The 21,755-nt window shown below is 66.2% G+C and carries 18 protein-coding genes; 7 read left to right on the top strand and 11 right to left on the bottom strand.

Annotation, left to right across the window (positions count from 1 at the left end; genetic code table 11):
* Positions 1-29 precede the first annotated feature (29 nt).
* The 6 genes from AC07Z7_RS01360 to argS all read right to left on the bottom strand — a co-directional run bounded on the left by AC07Z7_RS01360 (position 30) and on the right by argS (position 6,297).
* Positions 30-1,613 carry an RNA polymerase factor sigma-54 gene (locus tag AC07Z7_RS01360; RefSeq protein WP_494765082.1) on the bottom strand — a complete coding sequence of 528 codons (1,584 nt, stop codon included), beginning with the start codon at positions 1,611-1,613 and terminating at the stop codon, positions 30-32.
* Positions 1,613-2,395 (bottom strand): LPS export ABC transporter ATP-binding protein, encoded by a 783-nt coding sequence (gene lptB / locus AC07Z7_RS01355; protein ID WP_094290418.1) that lies wholly within the window; start codon positions 2,393-2,395, stop codon positions 1,613-1,615. The genes AC07Z7_RS01360 and lptB overlap by 1 nt, the downstream gene beginning before the upstream one ends.
* Entirely contained in the window at positions 2,392-3,048 is a 657-nt protein-coding gene (lptA, locus tag AC07Z7_RS01350) for a lipopolysaccharide transport periplasmic protein LptA (protein WP_494765081.1), read from the bottom strand. The genes lptB and lptA overlap by 4 nt, the downstream gene beginning before the upstream one ends.
* A 134-nt stretch (positions 3,049-3,182) precedes the next feature.
* Positions 3,183-3,830, bottom strand: a complete 648-nt coding sequence (locus AC07Z7_RS01345) for a thiol:disulfide interchange protein DsbA/DsbL (protein ID WP_494765080.1) — start codon at positions 3,828-3,830, stop codon at positions 3,183-3,185.
* Positions 3,831-3,909: 79 nt separating this feature from the next.
* The gene (locus AC07Z7_RS01340; protein WP_094290421.1) at positions 3,910-4,572 is read right to left on the bottom strand and encodes an SPOR domain-containing protein; all 663 of its coding nucleotides are present in this window, start codon (positions 4,570-4,572) and stop codon (positions 3,910-3,912) included.
* 15 nt (positions 4,573-4,587) lie between these two features.
* Positions 4,588-6,297 (bottom strand): arginine--tRNA ligase, encoded by a 1,710-nt coding sequence (argS, locus tag AC07Z7_RS01335; RefSeq protein ID WP_494765079.1) that lies wholly within the window; start codon positions 6,295-6,297, stop codon positions 4,588-4,590.
* A gap of 228 nt (positions 6,298-6,525) precedes the next feature.
* Here argS and AC07Z7_RS01330 point away from each other — a divergent pair, with 228 nt between their 5' ends.
* Positions 6,526-6,870 carry a PsiF family protein gene (locus tag AC07Z7_RS01330; RefSeq protein WP_494765078.1) on the top strand — a complete coding sequence of 115 codons (345 nt, stop codon included), beginning with the start codon at positions 6,526-6,528 and terminating at the stop codon, positions 6,868-6,870.
* A 96-nt stretch (positions 6,871-6,966) separates the two neighbouring features.
* Here AC07Z7_RS01330 and AC07Z7_RS01325 read toward each other — a convergent pair whose 3' ends face one another.
* The gene (locus tag AC07Z7_RS01325) at positions 6,967-7,413 is read right to left on the bottom strand and encodes a DUF2214 family protein (RefSeq protein WP_063462309.1); all 447 of its coding nucleotides are present in this window, start codon (positions 7,411-7,413) and stop codon (positions 6,967-6,969) included.
* Between the two features lie 164 nt (positions 7,414-7,577).
* Positions 7,578-8,948: a dicarboxylate/amino acid:cation symporter gene (locus AC07Z7_RS01320; protein WP_494765077.1), complete on the bottom strand. Its 1,371-nt coding sequence runs from the start codon at positions 8,946-8,948 to the stop codon at positions 7,578-7,580.
* 241 nt (positions 8,949-9,189) lie between these two features.
* Between AC07Z7_RS01320 and AC07Z7_RS01315 the strand changes: the two genes are divergently transcribed.
* Positions 9,190-11,871: a hybrid sensor histidine kinase/response regulator gene (locus tag AC07Z7_RS01315; RefSeq protein ID WP_494765076.1), complete on the top strand. Its 2,682-nt coding sequence runs from the start codon at positions 9,190-9,192 to the stop codon at positions 11,869-11,871.
* Between the two features lie 128 nt (positions 11,872-11,999).
* On the opposite strand, the gene AC07Z7_RS01310 is transcribed toward AC07Z7_RS01315, so the two are convergent.
* From AC07Z7_RS01310 to AC07Z7_RS01300, 3 genes are all read right to left on the bottom strand, one after another.
* Positions 12,000-12,647 carry a response regulator gene (locus tag AC07Z7_RS01310; RefSeq protein WP_252661032.1) on the bottom strand — a complete coding sequence of 216 codons (648 nt, stop codon included), beginning with the start codon at positions 12,645-12,647 and terminating at the stop codon, positions 12,000-12,002.
* A 165-nt stretch (positions 12,648-12,812) separates the two neighbouring features.
* Positions 12,813-13,736, bottom strand: a complete 924-nt coding sequence (locus tag AC07Z7_RS01305; RefSeq protein ID WP_494765075.1) for a LysR family transcriptional regulator — start codon at positions 13,734-13,736, stop codon at positions 12,813-12,815.
* Between the two features lie 143 nt (positions 13,737-13,879).
* A complete protein-coding gene (locus tag AC07Z7_RS01300; RefSeq protein ID WP_494765074.1) occupies positions 13,880-15,805 on the bottom strand; it encodes an acyl CoA:acetate/3-ketoacid CoA transferase in 1,926 nt (641 codons plus the stop codon).
* A gap of 232 nt (positions 15,806-16,037) precedes the next feature.
* On the opposite strand from AC07Z7_RS01300, the gene AC07Z7_RS01295 reads away from it, so the two are divergent.
* The 5 genes from AC07Z7_RS01295 to AC07Z7_RS01275 all read left to right on the top strand — a co-directional run bounded on the left by AC07Z7_RS01295 (position 16,038) and on the right by AC07Z7_RS01275 (position 21,424).
* Positions 16,038-18,248 carry a malate synthase G gene (locus AC07Z7_RS01295; RefSeq protein ID WP_094290429.1) on the top strand — a complete coding sequence of 737 codons (2,211 nt, stop codon included), beginning with the start codon at positions 16,038-16,040 and terminating at the stop codon, positions 18,246-18,248.
* Positions 18,249-18,529: 281 nt separating this feature from the next.
* Entirely contained in the window at positions 18,530-18,775 is a 246-nt protein-coding gene (locus AC07Z7_RS01290) for a cysteine-rich CWC family protein (RefSeq protein ID WP_494765073.1), read from the top strand.
* 40 nt (positions 18,776-18,815) lie between these two features.
* On the top strand, positions 18,816-19,004 hold the full coding sequence (locus AC07Z7_RS01285) for a 4-oxalocrotonate tautomerase (protein WP_063462131.1): 189 nt from the start codon (positions 18,816-18,818) through the stop codon (positions 19,002-19,004).
* 103 nt (positions 19,005-19,107) lie between these two features.
* Positions 19,108-20,565, top strand: coding sequence for a DHA2 family efflux MFS transporter permease subunit (locus AC07Z7_RS01280; RefSeq protein ID WP_494765072.1), 1,458 nt, complete (start codon positions 19,108-19,110; stop codon positions 20,563-20,565).
* Positions 20,566-20,656: 91 nt separating this feature from the next.
* Positions 20,657-21,424 (top strand): class II glutamine amidotransferase, encoded by a 768-nt coding sequence (locus AC07Z7_RS01275; RefSeq protein ID WP_494765071.1) that lies wholly within the window; start codon positions 20,657-20,659, stop codon positions 21,422-21,424.
* Positions 21,425-21,755 lie beyond the last annotated feature (331 nt).

Raw genomic sequence — 21,755 nt, 5'->3', positions numbered from 1 at the left:
GCCGCGAGCAGCCTCTGCGCGTCGCTTCTTCATAGCGCCTTGCGCAGATTCGCCGGCGCAATCTTGAGCGCTTCGCGGTACTTCGCCACGGTGCGGCGTGCGCATTCAATGCCCTGCTCCTTGAGCATCTCGGCGATCTGGCTGTCCGACAGCGGCTTGGTGGGGTTCTCTGCCGACACGAACTGCTTGATCAGTGCGCGCACAGCGGTGCTGGACGCATTGCCACCGGTCTCGGTGCCCAGGCCAGAGCCAAAGAAGTACTTCAGCTCGTAGGTGCCGATGGGCGTGGCCATGTATTTGGCCGTGGTCACGCGGCTGATCGTGGATTCGTGCAGGCCCAGTTCGTCGGCGATGTCGCGCAGCACCAGCGGGCGCATGGCCAGTTCGCCGTGGGTGAAGAAGTTCTTCTGCCGCTCGACGATGGCGCGCGAGACGCGCAGGATGGTGTCAAAGCGCTGCTGGATGTTCTTGATGAACCAGCGCGCCTCCTGCAGCCGCTGCTGCATGCCCTGGTGGCCTTCGCCGCCCTTGTGGCCGCGCAGGGCGCCGGCGTAGATGTCGTGCACGCGCAGGCGGGGCATCACGTCGGGGTTGAGCTGCACGATGAAGTTGTGCTGGCCGTCCCGCCCGTTGGCACGCCCGGCTTTGCGCACGATCACGTCGGGCACGATGATGTTGCGCTCCACATCGACGAACTTGCGGCCGGGGCGCGGCTCCAGACGGGCGATCAGTGCCATGGCGGCGCGGGTGCGCTCTTCGCCGTCGCCACAGAGCTGCGTCAGGCGGCGGATGTCGCGGCGGGCCAGCATCTCCAGCGGTTGCTGGCAGATAGTGAGCGCCGTCTTGACGGTGTCGGGGTCGGCCTCTTCGTCGGCGTCCAGCGCCTTGAGCTGCAGCGTGAGGCATTCGGCCAGGTTGCGCGCGCCCACGCCCGTGGGCTCCAGGCTTTGCAGCAGGCGCAGCGCCACGGTAAAGCGGTGCACCAGCTCTTCGATCTGCTCCAGGTCATCCGGCCCGGCCAGGGCGGTGGCGAGTTCTTCGAGCGGCTCTTCGAGGTAGCCGTCGTCGTTCAGGGATTCGATCAGGAAGCGCAGCGCGGCGCAATCCACCTCGGACAGGCGCAGCGACAGGGCCTGGCGGTGCAAAAAAGCGGTGAGCGATTCATGCGAGCGGGCCAGTTCGGTGGCATCAGCGTCGTCGCCTTCCGCATCGTTGCGGGTGCGGGCCGGGGCGTCGCCGCCCCATTCGGCGTCGTTGGGCGCCATCTCGACCGTGCCGTCGCCGCTCCAGTCGGGTTCGTCGACGCCAGGGCCTGGCGTTTCGGCATCATTTGGGCCTTCTGCGCCCGCTGCGCTTGCGCTTGTAGCTCCTGAAAATATAGCATCATCAGCGCTGTATTCGTCGGCTTGCGCGGGGGCGTCGGCGGTTTCCAGGCCAAACTCCTCGCGCGGCGCCTCTTCGGCTGTGCGTTCGAGGAACGGGTTCTCGTCGAGCATCTGCTCGACTTCCTGCGAGAGTTCGAGCGTGGACAGCTGCAGCAGCCGGATGGACTGCTGGAGCTGGGGGGTCAGTGCAAGGTGCTGCGAGACGCGCAGCGACAGGCCAGGCTTCATCACATGCGGAAATGTTCGCCCAGATACACCCGGCGCACTTCGGCGTTGTCCACGATCTCGGACGGCGTGCCCTGCGCCAGCACGCGGCCATCGCTGATGATGAAGGCGTGATCGCAGATGCCCAGGGTTTCGCGCACGTTGTGGTCGGTGATGAGCACACCAATGCCGCGCGCCTTGAGGAAACCGATGATGCGCTGGATCTCGATCACGGCGATGGGGTCGATGCCTGCAAAGGGCTCGTCCAGCAGGATGAAGCGCGGCTGTGTGGCCAGGGCGCGGGCGATCTCCACCCGACGGCGCTCGCCACCGGACAGGGCCATCGCGGGCGAGGCGCGCAGGTGCTGCACGCGCAGCTCTTCCAGCAAGGCCGTCAGGCGCTCTTCGATGGCCTCACGCGAGAGCGGCTGGCCGTCGTCGCCTCGCTGCAGCTCCAGCACGGCGCGCACGTTTTCTTCGACCGTGAGCTTGCGGAAGATGGAGGCTTCCTGCGGCAGGTACGACAGCCCCAGCCGCGAGCGGCGGTGGATGGGCATGTGGGCCACCGAATGGCCGTCGATGCGGATGTCGCCTGCATCGCTGCGCACCAGGCCCACGATCATGTAGAACGAGGTGGTCTTGCCCGCACCATTGGGGCCGAGCAGACCCACGACCTCGCCTTTTTGCACGACCAGCGATACGTCCTTGACGACCTTGCGGCTGCCGTACGACTTGGCCAGGTGCTGCACCTCCAGGCGGCTGCCGGCCTGGGTGTCAGGGCCGGGATGAACGGGCACCGCGCTCACTTGGAGCCGCCACCAAGGCTGTTGCTGGGGCGCAGCACGGGTGCCGCGCCGGGTGCTGCTGGTTCCGGCGCCGCAGCACCTGCGGGCGGATCCTTGGGTGCCAGCACCGCGCGCACGCGGTTGCCGGGGGCCGGGGCATCGCCCGCCGCATTGGCGGCGGGGGCACGCTGGCCGTCCACGGTGAACACGTCGGTGAGGTTGTTGTAGACGATCACGGCACCGGTGATCTCATCGCTGAGTGCGGCACCCCGGTAGCGGCGCAGCTCGGCGCGGGTGATGAAACGCACGTTGTCGGCCTTGCCGTCGTACTCGATGACTTCGCTTTCGCCTTCGATGTACTCGTCGGGGGCGCCGGGCAGGGTGTCGCGCTTCTGGCGGAAGAAGGCGCGTTTGCCGGCTTCGGCCGTGACCACGCCAAACTGGTAGCCATCGGCATCCTGGCGCACATCCAGCCGCGCGCCGCGCAGCACGATGGTGCCTTTGGTCATGACCACGCGCCCCGAGAACACGCTGGTCTGCTTGAGTTCATCGTGGCGCAACGCGTCGGCCTCGATGTTCATGGGCTTGGCGCGGTCGGCTTTTTCAGCGTGGGCCACGCCATGAAGGCAGGCCAAGGCCGCGAGCAGGAGGGTCGGAAGGAGGCGGTGGTTCATAGGGCACGAATCTTGCAGTTCATTGTAGCCATCCCCACGCGCCCTCCATGAAGAAAGCCCGCATCAGCGGGCTTTCTTCGCGGGCATCCAGGGCCTTTGGCGCGTTGCAACCTGCGCCCAGGGCGGCCCGGGGCTTACTTTTGCTTGACCAGCGCTTCCACCACCTGCAGCACGTTCTGCATGTTGCCGGCCATGGTGCCGTCCGTGTAGAACTTGCCCGCCACGCCCATGGAGGGCACGCCTTCCACGCCATAAGCGTCCTGCAGTTGCGAGGCGCGGCGGACCTGGTTGGAGACGGTGAACGATGCGTAGACTTCCTTGAACTTGGCGGCATCTACACCCTGCTGGGCCACCCAGGCAAAAATCTCGTCGTCCTTGGCGAGCTTGACCTTTTCCACATGGATCGCGCGGAACACCTTGGCGTGCAGGGCTTCGAGCTTGCCCATGCCTTCCAGGGTGTAGAACAGCTTTTGCTGGGGCACGAAGCTGGCATTGAAGGCTACGGGCACGCGGCGGATGAAAAGATCCTTGGGCGCGGCCTTGACCCAGGCGTCAAGCGTGGGTTCGAACACATTGCAGTGGGGGCAGCTGTACCAGAAGAACTCGATCACATCGACCTTGCCGGCCGGTGCATCGGGCGTCACGGGCTTGTCCAGCCGCTTGTAGTCCTTGCCCTCCTTGAACTGGCGGGCCTGGGCCAGCGCAGGGGTGGCGACGGGCAGCGTCAGGGCGGAAGCGGCGACTGCCGAGGCAGCGGACAAAGAAAACTCACGGCGTTTCATGGCAAAGACTCTCCTAGTTCAGGTCTGGGGGATGGGAGCCATGCCCCCGCAAAAAGTTCAGCGCCCGAAGTCTGACGCATCAGCGCTGCACGCGCACCAGCGCCGATTCCAGCCCGGCGCCATCGAGCTTCTCCTTGAGCTGCTCGGCATCGTCGCGCTTGGTGAACGGGCCCACCCGCACGCGGAACACCGCCCGGCCATTTTGTTCACGCTCGCTCACGCGGGCTTCCCAGCCCATCATGGCCAGCTTGGCGCGCTGGGCATCGGCATCGGCCTGGGTACGGAAGGCCCCGGCCTGCACAAAGTAGTCGAACGGGTCCACATTGCCCTTGGCGGCGGCCTTGGCCACGGCCAGGTCACCCAGCGGGTCGGCACCTGGCTTGGATTCGGCCTTGGCGGCCTCGGGCTTGCTGGCGCCGGGCTTGGGGGCAGATGCCGCAGCCCGCACCTCGGGTGCGGGCGATGCGGGCGTGGTGGCCGAAGCGGGCGCAGACGCCGCAGCCGCCACGGCGGGTGTGGCAGGCCGGGCCGGGTTCTTGCCATACAACGGCGAGTTCGGGTCCCAGTTCTTGTTCTTCTGCGACTCGGCGGCATCCATGTCGGCCGTGCGCCCGCCGCCCTTGTTCAGAAAAGGCACCGGCACCTTGGTCACATACACGGCCACCGCCAGCGCGGCGCCCAGGCCCACGATGACGCCGACGATAAAGCCGACAATGGTCCCGCCCGTCTGTTGCTTTTTCATATTGGTAGTAACTGCTTACATTCTGGCTGGAGCTGACACGCCCAGCACGGCCAGGCCATTGTGCAATACCTGGGCGGTGGCAGCGACCAGCGCCAGGCGCGCTTTCTTCACCACTTCATCGTCCACCAGGATGCGCTCGGCATCGTAATAGCTGTGGTAGCTGGCAGCCAGGTCACGCAGGTAGAAGGTCACGTCGTGGGGGGCCTCGCCGTCGGCGGCAGCGGTCAGCATCTCGGGGTATTTGGCCAGCTGCAGCATCAGCGCCTGGGCCTGCGGGCCTTCCAGCGCCGACAGGTCCACGTCCTTAAGCGCAGCCACATCACCCCCACCCGCCTCTTGCCACGCCCGCAGCACCGACTGGATGCGCGCGTGGGCGTACTGCACGTAGTACACCGGGTTGTCGTTGTTCTGGGCCACGGCCAGGTCCACGTCGAAGGTGTACTCGGTGTCGGGCTTGCGGCTGAGCAGGAAGAAGCGCACCGCATCCTTGCTGGTCCACTCGATCAGGTCACGCAGCGTGACGTAGCTGCCCGCGCGTTTGCTGATCTTGACCTCTTCGCCGCCCTTGACCACGCGCACCATGGTGTGCAGCACATAGTCGGGGTAGCCCTGCGGAATGCCGACGTCGGCCGCCTGCAGCCCGGCGCGCACGCGGGCGATGGTGCCGTGGTGGTCCGTGCCCTGGATGTTGACGACCTTGGTGAAGCCGCGCTCCCACTTGGCGATGTGGTACGCCACATCAGGCACAAAGTAGGTGTAGGTGCCATCCTGCTTGCGCATCACGCGGTCCTTGTCGTCGCCGTAGTCGGTGGACTTGAGCCACAGCGCGCCGTCCTGCTCATAGGTCTTGCCGTTGGCGACCAGCTTGTTCACCGTGGCCTCGACGCGGCCGCTGGTGTACAGGCTGGACTCCAGGTAGTACTCGTCGAACTGGAGGTTGAAGGCCTGCAAGTCTTTATCCTGCTCGTTGCGCAGGTAGGCCACGGCAAATTGGCGGATGTTGTCGTAGTCCTCCACATCGCCATTGGCCGTGAACTCACGGTCATCGGCCTTCACGGTGGCCTTGGCCTTGAAGGCCTCGGCAATGTCGGCGATGTAGTCGCCGTTGTAGAAGTTCTTCGCCAGCGGGTTCTCGCTGTCGGTGGGCCAGCAGTCGTCGCCGGGCTTGAAGCCCTTGGCGCGCAGCTGCGTGCTCTTGGTCAGCGTGTCGATCTGCACACCCGCGTCGTTGTAATAGAACTCGCGGTGCACCTTCCAGCCCTGGGTGCTGAACAGGTTGCAGATGGCATCGCCCAGCGCGGCCTGGCGGCCGTGGCCCACGTGCAGCGGGCCCGTGGGGTTGGCCGAGACGAACTCGACCAGCACCTGCTGGCCGTTGCTGGCCTGGTAGCCAAAGCGCTCACCCGCAGTCAGCACCTCGCGCACCACCTCTTGCTTGGCAGCAGGCTTGAGGCGGATGTTCAGAAAACCGGGCCCGGCAATCTCGATGGCATCGACCCAGCGGGTGAATGCAGGCGTGGCCTCCAGGGCCGCCTTGAGCTGTTCGCCCAGAGCGCGCGGATTGAGCTTGAGCGGCTTGGCCAGCTGCATGGCCGCTGTGCAGGCAAAGTCGCCATGCGCGGCCACCTTGGGGGATTCAAAGGCCGCCTTGGCGCCAGCACCGGGGGAGAGGATGTCCAGCTCGGCCGCAAGCGCGGCCAGCAGATCGTGTTTGACAGAAAGCATCGGGGGATTTTACGGGCCGGGCCGCACCTGCCCCGGCGGGCAGGTACATGGCGCACTTGCCCAGCACCCCGCCTACCCCTGCCCCATGTCGCGCGCAGCCAGGGCGCAACAGATTGTCAGGAATTCTTTCCACCCGTATCGGCGAGTCAGCCGCGCGCGCTTCCGGTACGTTGTAATCGGGCAATCCGACGCAGGTTGCGTCTGATGCCATCTACCAACGGAGCCCCCATGAAGAAGCTTCTCACCCTGTCTGCCCTGAGCCTGGTCCTTTCGTTCGGCGCTGCGCACGCTGCCGACACCCCCGCCAAAGCGGCCGCCGCCGCTCCTGCTGCCACTGCGGCCTCTGCCGCACCGGCGGCAGAACCTACCAAGCAGCAATCCAAAATGGCCACCTGCAACAAGGAAGCGGGCGACATGAAGGGCGACGAGCGTAAGGCCTTCATGAAAACCTGCCTGAGCAACAAGCCCGCCACGCAGCAAGACAAGATGAAGACCTGCAACGCCGACGCCACGGCCAAGACCCTCAAGGGCGATGAGCGCAAGGCCTTCATGAGCGAATGCCTGAAGAAGTAAAGCGGCCACACACCTTGCGCCCCGACACAGGGGCGCAGAAGTAAAAAAGCCCGCAGACCACCGGCCTGCGGGCTTTTACTTTTTGGACGCCCGGGCTTACCAGCCGCGCGCCCAGAACACCGCAATCACCGCCACCACGGGCAGCACATGCGACTGGATCATCACCAGGCGGCGCACCTTGGCCACCTCGTGCGCGGGCGGCAAGGCCCCCGTGCTGTGCAGGTTCTGGCGCCAACGGCGAAACGCAGCCGAGGGCACAAACGACAGCAGGACCATGGCCAGCACGATCGTGATCTTGATATGGAACAAGGGCTGCGACAGGTACCACGAGGCCCCTTTCACCCCCCAGATCACCCGCGCCAGGCCACTGCCGATCATCACCGCCCCCGCCACGCCATAGATCACATCCAGCCGGGCCAGGCGCTCAACCACGGCGGCGTTGAGCCATTCGATGCGGCACAGCGCCGCCTGGCTCGACAAGAAGACCACAAAGGTCAGGATGGCCAGAAGGTGCAGGGCGGCCAGAACGGCTTCGAGGGTCATGGTCAGTTTCCTTGGGACTTGGTTGCGCGTCGTGATTCCGACAGGCAATCAGGGAAGATCAGCCGCCATTGTCCATGGTGGCCCAAGGTGCGCCTGCCAAAAGAAAAACGGCGCACGCCATGGGGCCTGCGCCGTACCGAGCGAAATCCTGCCTAACCGGCGGATCAGGCCACCGTGCGGGCCACCGCGCCCACCGGCACATCCGCAGGCGCCACCGAGGCAGCGGCAGCCGGCACAGCAGCGGGCAGCGGGTGGCCGTTGAGTGCGGCGTCCAGACGCTCAGTGTCCAAAGCGTTTTCCCAGCGCGACACCACCACGGTGGCGACTGCGTTGCCGATGAAGTTGGTCAGCGAGCGGCATTCGCTCATGAAGCGGTCCACACCCAGGATCAGCGCCATGCCGGCTACCGGCACTTCAGGCACCACGGCCAGCGTGGCGGCCAGGGTGATGAAGCCCGCGCCCGTCACGCCCGCTGCGCCCTTGGACGACAGCATGGCGACGAGCAGCAGCGCCACCTGGTGACCCAGCGTCAGTTCGGTGTTGGTGGCCTGGGCGATGAACAGCGCGGCCAGCGTCATGTAGATGTTGGTGCCGTCCAGGTTGAAGGAGTAGCCCGTGGGCACCACCAGGCCCACCACCGACTTGCTGCAACCGGCCTTTTCCATCTTTTCCATCAGCGAGGGCAAGGCGGATTCGGACGACGAGGTGCCCAGCACCAGCATCAGCTCGGCCTTGAGGTAGCGGCACAGTTTGAACACCGAGAAGCCACACAGGCGCGCCACAGAGCCCAGGATCACCACCACAAAGAGCAGCGAGGTGATGTAGAACGAGCCCACCAGCCAGGCCAGGTTGACCAGCGAGCCCAGGCCAAACTTGCCAATGGTGAACGCCATGGCGCCAAACGCACCCAGTGGCGCGGCCTTCATCACGATGCCCACCACCTTGAACACGGGCGTCGTCAGCGCATCCAGAAAGTTCAGCACCGGGCGGCCTGCCTCACCCACCATGGCCAGGCCAATGCCGAACAGCACGGCCACCAGCAGCACCTGCAGGATGTTGTCGCCCACAAACGGGCTCACCAGCGTCTTGGGGATGATGTCGAGCGCAAAGCCCGTGAGCGTCATCTCGTGCGACTTGGCCACATAGCCCTTGACGGCGGCCTGGTCCAGGTCGGCCACATTGATGTTCATGCCCGCACCGGGCTGCACCACGTTGGCTACCACCAGGCCGACCACCAGGGCCAGCGTGGAGAAGAACAGGAAGTACGCCATGGCCTTGCCAAACACGCGGCCCACGGTGGAAAGCTGCGACATGCCCGCGATGCCGGTCACGATGGTCAGGAAGATCACCGGGGCAATGATCATCTTCACCAGCTTGATGAACGCATCGCCCAGCGGCTTGAGCGCTTCGCCATAAGCGGGCTCAAAATGGCCCAGCAACACGCCCAGGACGATGGCGAGCACCACCTGGAAATACAGTTGGCGGTAAAACGGCAGCCGCACGGGGTGCGCGGTGGGGGCTGAAATGGCGTGCATGGGGTTGTCTCCTGAAATCACGGGGCTGCACCAGCGGGGTGCAGCCGGTGCGCGTTGAGGGTGCCGTTTGTACCGCTGCACTTTGTTTCAGCCGATAACCTATTGGTATTAGTCGCCCGGCGCCCCAGAGGAGAGCATCCGCGCACCATCAGGGTAATTACCTAGCCCCGGGAGCCCCCCAGACCGGGTGCGGCACACTCCCCACCTGCACCAGACTGGCTCCAGAACCCCGCTTTTTCCCATGCCCACGCCCCGCCTTCACCAGTTCTGGACGCTGCTGATCCTGCTAGCAGGCACCGCGGCCAGCATGTTCGCGGCCGGCCAGTGGGCCTGGCACCGGTCCTTGTTGGACGAAAGCGAGAGCGTGCAGCGCCAGCTGGCCCTGTACGGGCAGACGCTGGCCCAGCGCATCGACCGCTACCGCACCCTGCCCGAGGTGCTGGCCCTGGACGCGCAACTGCAGGACGCCCTGCGCCGCACCCTGAACAACGACGAGGTGGCGCAGCTCAACCGCAAGCTGGAGCAGGCCAACGGCGCCAGCCAGTCGTCCACCCTCACCCTGCTCAACCGCGACGGCCTCGCCGTGGCCGCGAGCAACTGGCGCACGGCCACCAGCAACGTGGGGGTGGACTACAGCTTTCGCCCCTATGTGCAGCAGGCGTTGGCGCAGGGGCGCGGCAGCTTTTACGGAATTGGCGTGACCACGGGCGAGCCCGGCTACTTCCTGTCGCAGGCCATCCGCGACGACAGCGGCCACACCCTGGGGCTGGTGGCCATCAAGATCGCGCTGCAGGAGCTGGAGCGCGAATGGCTGCAGACACCCGACATCGTGCTGGCGTCGGACGCGCATGGCGTGGTCTTTCTCGCCAGCCAGGACGCCTGGCGCTACCGCCTGCTGGAGCCGCTGGACGACGAAGAGCGCCGCGAGCTGAACGCCACCCGGCAATATTCCGACCAGCCGCTGCGCCCGCTCGACGTCCGCGTGGACGACCGCCTGGACAACGGCGGGCGGCTGGTGCGGGTGCAAGCGTCCGCAGACATGCCCGCCCCGCCCGACCGCATGTTGTGGCAGACCCAGCCCCTGCCCGGCACGCCCTGGCAACTGCACCTGGTGCACACCACCCACAGCAGCATTGCCGACAGCCGCTGGGCAGCCGCAGCCGGGGGCGGCGGCTGGCTGGCCCTGTCGCTGCTGGTGCTGTTTGTGCGCCAGCGCCAGCGCCTGTCCAGCCTGCGCCAGCGCAGCCGCCAGGAGCTGGAGACCGTGCTGCGCCAGCACGCCCAGGAGCTTCGCACCGCGCAGGACGGCATCGTGCAGGCGGCGCAGCAGGCCGCCCAGCAGACCGACACGGGCCTCTCGCGCAGCCTGGAACATCTGCCGCAGGGCGTGGTCATCATCGACGCCGGCCTGAACCTGGTGGCCTGGAACTCGCGCTATGTGCAGCTGTTTCGCTTCCCGGCAGACCTGATGCGCGTGGGCCAGCCCATTGCCGACCTGATGCGCCACAACGCGCGCCGGGGCCTGCTGGGGCCCGGCCCGGTGGATGAGGCCATCGAACGGCGGCTGGCCCACCTGCGCAGCGGCACGCCACACCTGCACGAAAGCGCCAAGGACGACGGCACGGTGCTGGAGATCCGGGGTAATCCGCTGCCCGAAGGCGGTTTTGTGACCAGCTACGCCGACATCACCAGCTACAAGAACGCCGCACGCGAGCTGCGATCGCTGGCCGATGCGCTGGAGCAGCGCGTGGCCGACCGCACCCGCGACCTGGACGCCGCGCGGCGCGAGGCCGAGCAGGCCAACCGCTCCAAGACCCGCTTTGTGGCCGCCGCCGTGCACGACCTGCTGCAGCCCCTGAACGCCGCGCGCATGTTCACCTCGCTGCTGCGCAGCCATCTGCCAGGCGACGCCGAACGGCACGCCGTGGACAGCATCGACGGCGCCCTGGCCGCGCAGGACGCCATCCTCAACAGCCTGCTCGACATCTCGCGCATGGAATCGGGCCAGTTCGATGTGCACATCCACGACGTGGCCCTAGGGCCACTCTTGCAGGTGCTGGGCCACAACTTTGGCGTGCTGGCCGAAAGCCAGGGCCTGCAACTGCGCTGCGTGCCCACGCGCGCCGTGGTGCGCACCGACGACAACCTGCTGCGCCGCATCCTGCAGAACTTTGTCTCCAACGCCATCCGCTACAGCCGGCGGGGGCGCATCGTGGTGGGCTGCCGCAGGGTGGGCAATGACCACCTGCGCATCGAAGTGCATGACCAGGGCCCCGGCATCCCCGAGGCTCTGCAGCGTGAAATTTTCGAAGAATTCCGCCGCCTGGACGAAGGCCGCGCCGACGACCGGGGCGCAGGCCTGGGCCTGGCCATCGTCGAGCGCCTGGGCCGCCTTCTAGGGCACGAGATCGGCCTGCGCTCGCAACTGGGGCGCGGCAGCGTGTTCTGGGTGTGTGTGCCGCTGGGCAACCCGGCGGCTGTGCAGCAGGCTGCCGCCGCCCCTGCCACCACACAGCTACCCGCCGACGATGCCCCCCTGCAAGGCAGCAGCGCCTGGGTGATTGAGGACGACGGCCCCACCTGCGCCGCCACCCAAGCCCTGCTGCAGCGCTGGGGCTGCGCAGTGCCACTGGCCGGTGGCGCACCCGAAGCGCTGGCCGCAGCCCAACCCGGCCAGGCGCCCCAGCTGGTGCTGCTGGACGTGCACCTGGGCAGCCACCACCATGGCCCCGATGTCTACACGGAGCTGTGCCAGCGCTGGGGCCAGGCCCCCGCCGTGATCCTGGTTACCGCCGAACGTGACGCCACCCTGCGCCGCCAGGCCGCCGAACGCGGCTGGGGCTTTCTGGCCAAGCCGGTGCGGGCCCCCGCGCTGCGGGCGCTGGTGAGCCAGACATTGCTGAGACAGGGAGCATCCCCCTGAGCCGCTGCGCGGCGTCTCGCGCATCGTGCTACGCCCGGTTTGAGAGGCCTCGCTCGTCGCTACACTTTTAGTAGCTACCAGCGCTTTATGAATGGGCGACAGCGGCCGTTTTGATGCAGATCTCAACCTCAGGAAGACACGCCGTCTTCCGTCTCCAGGCTCTTGACCAGCACCGCCGCCTGCGTGCGGCTGTAGCACGCGAGCTTTTTCAGGATGGCGGTGACATGCACCTTCACCGTGTTCTCGGCCAGGCCCAGCGTGGCCGCGATCTGTTTGTTGAGCAGGCCATCGGCCAGGCACAGCAGCACGCGGAACTGCTGGGGCGTGAGCTGCGCCAAGCGCGCAGCCAACTCGGCGTCGGCCTCGGAGCGTTCGGCCGCCATGGGCGGGAACCAGCTGCCGCCGTCCAGCACGGCCTGGATGGCGTCGCCCATGGCGTCGGCCGGTGCGGACTTGGGGATGAAGCCCGCAGCACCAAACTGCTGGGCGCGGCGGATGACGCGGGGGTGGTCGTTGGAGGAGATGATGACCACGGGCAGCTCGGGGTATTCGCCGCGCACATGCAGCAGGGCCGAGAAGCCGCGCGTGCCGGGCATGCTCAGGTCCAGCAGTACCAGCTCGACCTCGGGGTGCTCTTGCAGCGCCTGGCCCAGGGTGGCGGCGCTGGCGGCCTCCAGCGTGCGGAACTGCGGCAACCGCTCGCGCAGCACATGCAGCACGGCCGCACGGAACAGCGGGTGGTCGTCAGCGACGAGGAGCGTAGGCGCGGTGGACATGGATTGCGCAGTCTGCCACGGGGAGCAGTCACCCTGCACCACAGGTCGCCCGACAGCCAGCCACCGAGTGGGGCGCGGCCCGGCGAGCGCCACCGTGGAGCCGGCTTTGCCGGGCCACCGGAGGCGTCCCCCTCAGGGGGATGGCGCGAAGCGCCTCAGGGGGAGTCATTCGCCTTTCCAGAACGCGGGCTGTGCGTACTGGTGCTTGAGGTGCTCGATCCATAGCCGCACGCGCAGCGGCAGGTGCTTGCGCTGGGGGAAGACCACGTAGATGCCGTTGGGCGGCGCGGCAAAGTCTTCCAGCACCGCGACCAGGCGACCTGCGGCGATCTCGGCCTCGACCTCCCAGGTGCTGCGCCAGGCAATGCCCCAGCCGCCCAGGCACCAGTCGTGCAGCACCTGGCCATCGGAGCAGTCGAGCGGGCCGCCGGGCTTGAGGTGCATGACCTCGGTGGAGCCATCGGCATGGGGCACCCGGAACGCCCAGCCGCGCGTCTGCGAGGCATCGCTGGAGAGCGTGAGGCAGTCGTGCTGCACCAGTTCGGCCGGGGCGCGCGGGGTGCCGCGCCGGGCCAGGTATTCGGGTGTGGCCACACACAGGCGGCGGTTGTCGGCAATGCGCACGCTCACCAGCGACGAATCGGGCAAATCGCCCACGCGCACGGCGCAGTCAAAGCCTTCGCCCGCCAGGTCCACCACGCGGTCGCTGAGGTTGAGGGAGATGGTCACGTCCGGGTGCGCGGAGCGAAAACGCGGCACCAGCGGCGCCACATGGCGGCGGCCAAAACCGGCGGGCGCGGTGATGCGCAAATGGCCCGTGGCCTTGACGCCGCCTTCGGACACGCTGGCCTCGGCATTGGCCACGTCGGACAGCAGGCGCTGGCAGTCTTCCAGAAACGCGCTGCCCTCGTGCGTGAGGCTGATGCGGCGTGTGGTGCGCACCAGCAGCTTCACGCCCAGGTGTTCTTCCAGCGCATCCAGCCGCCGCCCCATGATGGCGGGTGCCACACCTTCGGCCTTGGCGGCTGCCGTCAGGCTGCCGCGCGTGGCCACCGATACAAAGGATTCGAAGGCCTTGAGTTTGTCCATGGGCGGTGATTATGGAGACATCCACGCGGGGGCCTGCACCTGGCCGCTGCAGCGTGGCGGCGCCCGGTGGCGGAGAAACTTGAAGCAAAAACAGGCCCTTGCGCGCGACCACATTGCCTCAATAGCTATGATTATTATAGCAATCAGATCAGGCGGGACTTGAGGAACCCCACGGTGCCATAGCGTTTGACTTCGGAGTACAGGTCGCGCGTGAGGCCCTGCACCATGGCGGTGTAGGCATCGGCCAGATCGGGCGCGATGGTGAAGTGGTCGTAGTTCACGATCACGCCCACGCGCTCGCCCTGTGCGGCGAGCGGGGCCAGCAGGCGGCGCACCTCCTGCTCGATGGCATCGATGGTGCTGGCCGTGTTGATCTGCAGGCCCGAGAAGTCGATGTGCAGCAGCTGGCGCGCGGCGTCCAGCTCGAAGCGCTGTACCAGCGGGCGGTTGAGCAACTGCTCGCGCAGGCCCAGCGGGCCGGGCTCGAACAGGCGCATGTCCATGGTCTGCAGGCCGGGGCTGATGCGCGGCGTGAACGCCATGTGGGCGAGCACGTCGCGGTGCAGGTCGATGCCGGGGGCCAGCTCGATCAGCTCCAGCGCGCCGCTGCCGTCCTCCTCGCCGGAGGGCACGAGGCGGAATACGCAGCGCTCGGTGACGTACAGCACGCGCTGGCCGCGCCGCAGGGCCTCGGCGCCGCTGAAGGTGCGGTGCTCGACCTCGCGCACCAGCTTGCGCGCGCCGCCCTCGTGCAGGATGTGCAGGTGACCGTCCACCGCCTCGACCTGCAGATCGCCCGCCGTGAAGGTGCCGACAAACACCACGGTCTTGGCGTTCTGGCTGATGTTGATGAAGCCGCCCGCCCCCGCCAGGCGCGGCCCGAACTTGCTCACGTTGAGGTTGCCGTGCTGGTCGGCCTGCGCCAGGCCCAGGATCGCGATGTCCAGGCCACCGCCGTCGTAGAAATCGAACTGGTTGGGCTGGTCGATGATGGCCTGCGGGTTCACGGCGGCGCCAAAGTTCAGCCCGCCGGCGGGGATGCCGCCAATCACGCCGGGCTCGGCCGTGAGCGTGACCAGGTCGATGATGCGCTCTTCGGCCGCCACGTTGGCCACGCCCTCGGGCATGCCTATCCCTAAGTTCACCACCTGGTGCGGGCGCAGCTCCAGCGCCGCGCGACGGGCGATGATCTTGCGCTCGGTCAGCGGCATCGCCTCCAGCGTGTCCATGGGCACGCGCAGCTCGCCCGCAAATGCGGCGCTGTAGGGCTCAGCAAAGGTCTGGTGGTGGTGCGCGGGCTCGGTGGCCAGCACCACGGCATCTACCAGCACGCCAGGCACCTTCACCTGCCGGGGGTTGAGCGTGCCGCGCTCGGCAATGCGTTCAACCTGTGCGATGACCACGCCGCCCGAGTTGCGCGCTGCCATGGCGATGGCCAGCGCTTCGAGCGTGAGCGCCTCGCGCTCCATGGTGAGGTTGCCGTCGGCGTCGGCCGTGGTCGCGCGGATGATGCCCACGTGGATCGGGAAGGCCTTGTAGAACAGGTAGTCCTGCCCGTCGATGGGCAGGATGCGCACCAAGTCTTCGGTGGTGCGCGCGTTGAGCTTGCCGCCGCCGTGGCGCGGGTCCACAAAGGTGTCCAGGCCCACGCGCGTGAGCGTGCCGGGCTTGCCTGCAGCGATGTCGCGGAACAAATGTGTGATCACGCCCTGCGGCAGGTTCCAGGCCTCGATCTGGTTGTCCACCGCCAGCTTCTGGATGCGTGGCACCAGGCTCCAGTGCCCGCCGATCACTCGCTTGAGCAGGCCCGCATGGCCCAGGTGGTTGAGGCCCCGCTGCTTGCCGTCGCCCTGGCCTGCGGCGTAGACCAGCGTGAGGTCGCGCGGGGTTTGGGTGGCCTCCCAGCGCTGGGCCAGCGCCACTGCAATGCTCTCGGCAAAGCCGATGCCCACAAAGCCGCCCGTGGCCACGGTGTCGCCGTCGTGGATGAGCTGCACCGCATCGGCGGCGCTGACGATCTTGTTCTTGTAGGCAGCGTTCAGCGCGCTGGTGGCCAGGGGTGCCTGCATGGGGTTGTCTCCCGATGATGGTTGTGCGCGCAGCGTAGTGGCTAATGGGCGCCAGCACCACTCACTACGGACGACTACGGATGGTGTGGGGTCCATACCGCCCACTACTTTTGCTTAAAAGTCACTGGTTTAGAGATTTTCAGCGTATTTATGTGCGCAGATATTTGCAATACAGTCTGTGCATCATCGCTTCGTAGCGGCTTTTTTTCCTCTTTTTTCAGCGAGCTTTTCCATGACCGACCGCACCCCCATCCACGGCCTGCAAGTGGCCACCTCCCTGTTCCGCTTTGTCGAAGACAAGGTGCTGCCCGGCACGGGCGTGGGCAGCGAAGCGTTCTGGAAAGGCTTTGACGCCATCGTGGCCGATCTGGCCCCGCGCAACATCGCCCTGCTGGCCGAGCGCGACCGCCTGCAGACCGAGCTGGACACCTGGCACAAGGCCAATCCCGGCCCCATCAAGGACATGGTGGCCTACCGCAGCTTTCTGGAAAAGATCGGCTACCTGGTGCCCCAGCCTGCCGATGTGAAGGCCACCACCGCCAACGTGGACGACGAGCTGGCCACCCAGGCCGGCCCGCAGCTGGTGGTGCCCATCCTGAATGCACGCTATGCACTCAACGCCGCCAACGCGCGCTGGGGCAGCCTGTATGACGCGCTCTATGGCACCGATGCCATCAGCGAAGAAGGTGGCGCCGAAAAGGGCAAGGGCTACAACCCCGTGCGCGGCGCCAAGGTGATCGCCTTTGCGCGCCAGGTGCTGGACGACACGGCGCCGCTGGCCAGCGGTTCCCACAAGGATTCGACCGGCTACCGCGTCGAAGGCGGCCAGCTGGTGGTGGCGCTCGCCAATGGCAGCACGACGGGCCTGAAGGACGCATCGCAGTTCAAAGGCTACCAGGGCAATGCCGCCGCGCCGTCGTCGGTGCTGCTGCAGCACAACGGCCTGCACCTGGACATCCAGATCGACCGCAGCACGCCCATCGGCCAGTCCGATGCCGCGGGCGTGAGCGACCTGGTGCTCGAAGCGGCCCTGTCCACCATCCTGGACCTGGAAGACTCCGTGGCTGCCGTGGACGCTGAAGACAAGGTACTGGGCTACAGCAACTGGCTGGGCATCATCCAGGCCACGCTGACCGAGCAGGTCGCCAAGGGCGGCAAGACCTTCACGCGCGGACTGAACCCTGACCGTGTTTACACGGCCCCCCAAGGTGGCGAAGTGCGCCTGCATGGCCGCTCGCTCATGTTCCTGCGCAATGTGGGCCACCTGATGACGAACCCGGCCATCCTGTGGACCGACGCGCAGGGCACGCAGCGCGAGATCCCCGAAGGCATCATGGATGCAGTGGTCACAACGGCTATCGCATTGCACGACCTGCAAGGCCATGGCGCCAACGGAATCCGCAACTCCCGCAAGGGCAGCGTCTACATCGTCAAGCCCAAGATGCACGGCCCCGCCGAAGTCGGCTTTGCCGCCGAGCTGTTTGGCCGCGTCGAGAAGCTGCTGGGCCTGCCCGACAGCACCGTCAAGCTGGGCATCATGGACGAAGAGCGCCGCACGTCCGTCAACCTCAAGGCCTGCATCGCCGCCGCATCGAGCCGCGTGGCGTTCATCAACACGGGCTTCCTGGACCGTACGGGCGACGAGATGCACACCGCCATGCACGCAGGCCCCATGGTTCGCAAGGGCGACATGAAGACCAGCGCCTGGATCCAGTCGTACGAGAAGAACAATGTGCTGGTGGGCCTCTCCTGCGGCCTGCGCGGCAAGGCCCAGATCGGCAAGGGCATGTGGGCCATGCCCGACCTGATGGCCGAGATGCTCAAGCAGAAGATCGCCCACCCCAAAGCCGGTGCCAACACCGCCTGGGTGCCCAGCCCCACGGGCGCTACTCTGCATGCGCTGCACTACCACCAGGTGAAGGTCAGCGACATCCAGATCGAGCTGGAAAAGACCGACGTGAACGCCGAGCGCGACAACCTGCTGACCGGCCTGCTCACCGTGCCCGTGGCCGCTGCCCCGAACTGGAGCGACGCCGAAAAGCAGCAAGAGCTGGACAACAACGCCCAAGGCATCCTGGGCTATGTCGTGCGCTGGGTGGACCAGGGCGTGGGCTGCTCCAAGGTGCCCGACATCCACAACGTGGGCCTGATGGAAGACCGCGCCACGCTGCGCATCAGCAGCCAGCACATGGCCAACTGGCTGCACCACGGCGTGGTGACCGAAGCCCAGGTGCGCGAGACCTTCGAGCGCATGGCCGCCGTGGTGGACCAGCAAAACGCGGGTGACCCGCTGTACCAGCCCATGGCCGGACACTTTGACACCAGCATGGCCTACAAGGCGGCGTGTGACCTGGTCTTCAAGGGCATGGAACAGCCCAGCGGCTACACCGAGCCACTGCTGCACGCCTGGCGCCTGAAGCTGAAGGCCGCGCAAGCCGCCTGATACAGCGCCTGCGGAGGCGCGTGGTGAGCGCCCCGGTGGGCGCCATCGCGGTGCACCGCAGCCCATTGCTACTTATTTGATAGCTGCTTGCGCAATACCAACGCGCGCAAGCAGCTATTTTTATTGGCATTTCTGACTCATCCGCTCAATGCGGCGCACCACAGCGCACGGAACCTCGCCTCGCTGGCTAGTGCGGGGTTGGGCAGCCTGGTGGCGAGGCCGCTTCATCCCGCGCACATCGCCGTACACTGGTCGCCCCACGCGGCCACCGGCACGGCACCATGTCCACCCCGCCCCCCTCCAGCCCCTCCTGCTGCCCGCTGTGCGGCGGGCCCAACCAATGCGCCATGGCCGCAGGCCGCCCGCCAGAAAGCTGCTGGTGCATGACCCAACCCATCGCGCCTGCCGCCCTGGCCACCGTGCCCGAGGCGCAGCGCGGCAAAGCCTGCATCTGCCCGGCCTGCGGCACGCCCGCCACCAACACCCAGCAACCCTTTGTACGCCCCCCAGGGCCTGCGCCGATATGATTTCCGCTTTTTGCGGCGATACGCCCTGAAGGAGTTTGATATGCCCACGTACCACGTTGAAATGATGGAAGGCCGCACGGTCGAACAAAAGCGCAAGCTGGTGGAAGAGATCACCCGCGTGAGCGTCGAGGTCCTGGGTGGCTCGCCCGAGTCGGTGGACATCCTGATCACCGATGTGAAGCGCGAAAACTGGGCCACCGGCGGCAAGCTGTGGCTGGAACGCAGCTGACCTGAAGCACGTCCTGGCCATGTGGTGCGACAGACACCCCATGGCCGCATTACGTCCCTGCCTTGTCTAGCCCTTTTCACCCATTGCGCACGATGATTCGCCCATGACAGCCTCCCCCGGCTCCCTGTCGGTGCTGCGAGAGCGCTATGGCGAGCGCTACCGCTGGCTGCTCTTGCTGTCGGTCATGGTGGGGACCATGGCGTCGATCATGTCTTCCACCATCGTGAACGTGGCCATCCCGGACATGAGTCACTACTTCACCCTGGGCCAGGAGCGTGCCCAATGGGTCACCTCGGGCTTCATGGTGGCCACCACGGTCTCGATGCTCACCACACCCTGGCTGCTGTCGCGCTATGGCTACCGCGCCACCTATGTGGGCGCCATGCTGGTATTGCTTCTGGGGGGCGTGGGCGGCGGCCTCGCGCAGGACTTTGGCCTGGTGCTGGCCGCGCGGGTCGCCGAGGGCCTGGCCGCCGGAGTTGTGCAGCCCATTCCTGCCGTCATCATCCTCTACGCCTTCCAGCCGCATGAACAAGGCCGCGCCAGTGGCATCTTTGGCATGGGAGTGGTGCTCGCACCTGCGATCGGGCCCAGCGTCGGGGGCCTGCTGGTGGACTGGTTTGGCTGGCGTTCCATCTTCTTCATGGTCGTGCCGCTGTGCCTGGCCTCGATCTGGCTGGCCTACAAGTTTGTGCCCGTCACGGCGCCCGGCGGGGTGGAGGCCAACCGCCAGGGCGAGCCACTGGACTGGCGCGGTCTGTTGCTGGGCACCGTGGGCACGCTGTGCCTGCTCAATGGGCTGGTGTCGCTGCATGGCGGCTCCATGGCCGAGGCCATTGCGCTGTTGCTGTGCGCCGCCTGTGCGGTCGGTGCATTCGTTGCCTGGCAGCAGCGGCTGATCCACCAGGGCCGCAAGCCCTTGATGGACCTGCGGCTGTTCCACTACCGGCAGTTTGCAATGGGCAGCGTCGTGGCCTTCATCTATGGCACCGCTCTGTTCGGGTCCACCTACTTGTTGCCGGTGTTCATGCAGCTGGGGCTGGAATTGTCAGCGTCGCATGTGGGCACGCTCATGCTGCCTGCCGGGTTGGTGCTGGCCGCCACCATCGCCGTTGTGGGGCGGCTTGCAGACCGGCAGCCCACACATTTTTTGGTCAGCACCGGGTTGGGACTGCTGGCGCTTTCTTTTGGACTCATGGTGTGTGTGGGCCTGGGTTCTCCCCTTTGGATGTTGGTGGCTTTTGCGATCCTGGGACGCATCGGGCTGGGCTTCATCCTGCCCTCACTCAACCTCGGTGCCATGCGCCCGCTGGACAAGTCACTGATCTCCCAAGGTTCCAGCGCCATTGGTTTCCTGCGCATGCTGGGCGGTGCTGCGGGCGTGAGCCTGTGTGGCATCGTGCTCGAATGGCGGCTGCTTGCCCATGGCGCGTCGCTGGCCGCTGGTGGCAGCAATCCGGCCCGCATCGCCGCCTTTGGAGAAACCTTCTTGATGCTGACTTCTCTGTGCCTGCTGGCTTTGGTGGCCGCCTGGCAACTGCGCGAGGCCAAGCCCCGCTGAACTGCAGACAAGCCGTCTCTCTGCCAGCGGTGGTCCGGCTTCAGGCATCATCTATCGCCCCACACGACACCCTAGAAACGGAACTCCCGCCATGTGCCAACTGCTCGGCATGAACTGCAATGTCCCCACCGATGTGACCTTCAGCTTCACGGGGTTTGCGCAAAGGGGCGGCAAAACCGACCACCACAGCGACGGCTGGGGGATTGCTTTTTTCGAAGACAAAGGCCTGCGGCATTTTGTTGACCACCAGGCGGCGGTGGACTCTCCTGTGGCCGAGCTGATCCGTCGCTACCCGATCAAAAGCAAAAACGTCATTGCCCACATCCGCAAGGCCACGCAGGGCGTGGTCAGTTTGCAGAATTGCCACCCGTTCGTGCGGGAGCTGTGGGGGCGTTACTGGGTGTTTGCCCACAACGGTGACCTCAAGGATTTCCGCCCCCGCCTGCACTCGCACTTCCGCCCCGTGGGCGACACCGACAGCGAACATGCTTTCTGCTGGCTCATGCAGGAGCTGGCGAAGTCGCACGCCACGGTGCCGTCCGTTCCCGAGCTGACCTTGACGCTGAAGGAGTTGGCGGCCCGGATCCGCCCGCACGGCACGTTCAATTTTTTGTTGTCCAACGGTCAGGCCCTGTGGGCACACGCGTCCACCAACCTGTACTACATCGAAAGACGCTATCCGTTTGGGTCCGCGCAACTGAGCGACGAAGACCTGGCGCTGGATTTTTCTCAAGAGACGAATGAGAAAGACCAAGTGGCCGTGATTGTGACCAGCCCGTTGACGACTAACGAGCAGTGGACAGCATTTGGCCAGGGGGAGCTGCTGGTGTTCGAGCAGGGGCGGCGAGTACCGGTCTGAACACCCACAGAATCTGGCATGTTCTCAGCCAGTTTTAAGGTTCAGAACGTCTTTTGAGGCATTGCATGCCGCATTACTCACCCGCAAGGAGCATCGCCCGTATGGGTTCACTTTGTGGATGCAGGCATGAATTGGGCGCAGGCCCTCAACAATCCGGCGTGCCTTATCAGGGGCCAGGGGCATGAGACCTCATTGTTGTTACGTGGCTCCCCAAAGCAAAACGCCCTTCTACTCGATTGAGCAGAAGGGCGGTTTGGGCTGTAAGAGCCTGACGATGACCTACTTTCACACGGGAACCCGCACTATCATCGGCGCAAAGTCGTTTCACTGT

Source organism: Acidovorax sp. GW101-11A03, from assembly GCF_059424825.1.
This window is presented reverse-complemented; position numbering and strand designations above follow the sequence as displayed.

What these genes read in the sequence shown, in the direction of transcription:
- AC07Z7_RS01360 (WP_494765082.1), bottom strand. Translation starts at nt 1,613, where the DNA reads ATGAAGCCTGGCCTGTCGCTGCGCGTCTCGCAGCACCTTGCACTGACC.
- lptA (WP_494765081.1), bottom strand. Translation starts at nt 3,048, where the DNA reads ATGAACCACCGCCTCCTTCCGACCCTCCTGCTCGCGGCCTTGGCCTGC.
- AC07Z7_RS01345 (WP_494765080.1), bottom strand. Translation starts at nt 3,830, where the DNA reads ATGAAACGCCGTGAGTTTTCTTTGTCCGCTGCCTCGGCAGTCGCCGCT.
- AC07Z7_RS01340 (WP_094290421.1), bottom strand. Translation starts at nt 4,572, where the DNA reads ATGAAAAAGCAACAGACGGGCGGGACCATTGTCGGCTTTATCGTCGGC.
- argS (WP_494765079.1), bottom strand. Translation starts at nt 6,297, where the DNA reads ATGCTTTCTGTCAAACACGATCTGCTGGCCGCGCTTGCGGCCGAGCTG.
- AC07Z7_RS01330 (WP_494765078.1), top strand. Translation starts at nt 6,526, where the DNA reads ATGAAGAAGCTTCTCACCCTGTCTGCCCTGAGCCTGGTCCTTTCGTTC.
- AC07Z7_RS01325 (WP_063462309.1), bottom strand. Translation starts at nt 7,413, where the DNA reads ATGACCCTCGAAGCCGTTCTGGCCGCCCTGCACCTTCTGGCCATCCTG.
- AC07Z7_RS01320 (WP_494765077.1), bottom strand. Translation starts at nt 8,948, where the DNA reads ATGCACGCCATTTCAGCCCCCACCGCGCACCCCGTGCGGCTGCCGTTT.
- AC07Z7_RS01315 (WP_494765076.1), top strand. Translation starts at nt 9,190, where the DNA reads ATGCCCACGCCCCGCCTTCACCAGTTCTGGACGCTGCTGATCCTGCTA.
- AC07Z7_RS01310 (WP_252661032.1), bottom strand. Translation starts at nt 12,647, where the DNA reads ATGTCCACCGCGCCTACGCTCCTCGTCGCTGACGACCACCCGCTGTTC.
- AC07Z7_RS01305 (WP_494765075.1), bottom strand. Translation starts at nt 13,736, where the DNA reads ATGGACAAACTCAAGGCCTTCGAATCCTTTGTATCGGTGGCCACGCGC.
- AC07Z7_RS01300 (WP_494765074.1), bottom strand. Translation starts at nt 15,805, where the DNA reads ATGCAGGCACCCCTGGCCACCAGCGCGCTGAACGCTGCCTACAAGAAC.
- AC07Z7_RS01295 (WP_094290429.1), top strand. Translation starts at nt 16,038, where the DNA reads ATGACCGACCGCACCCCCATCCACGGCCTGCAAGTGGCCACCTCCCTG.
- AC07Z7_RS01290 (WP_494765073.1), top strand. Translation starts at nt 18,530, where the DNA reads ATGTCCACCCCGCCCCCCTCCAGCCCCTCCTGCTGCCCGCTGTGCGGC.
- AC07Z7_RS01285 (WP_063462131.1), top strand. Translation starts at nt 18,816, where the DNA reads ATGCCCACGTACCACGTTGAAATGATGGAAGGCCGCACGGTCGAACAA.
- AC07Z7_RS01280 (WP_494765072.1), top strand. Translation starts at nt 19,108, where the DNA reads ATGACAGCCTCCCCCGGCTCCCTGTCGGTGCTGCGAGAGCGCTATGGC.
- AC07Z7_RS01275 (WP_494765071.1), top strand. Translation starts at nt 20,657, where the DNA reads ATGTGCCAACTGCTCGGCATGAACTGCAATGTCCCCACCGATGTGACC.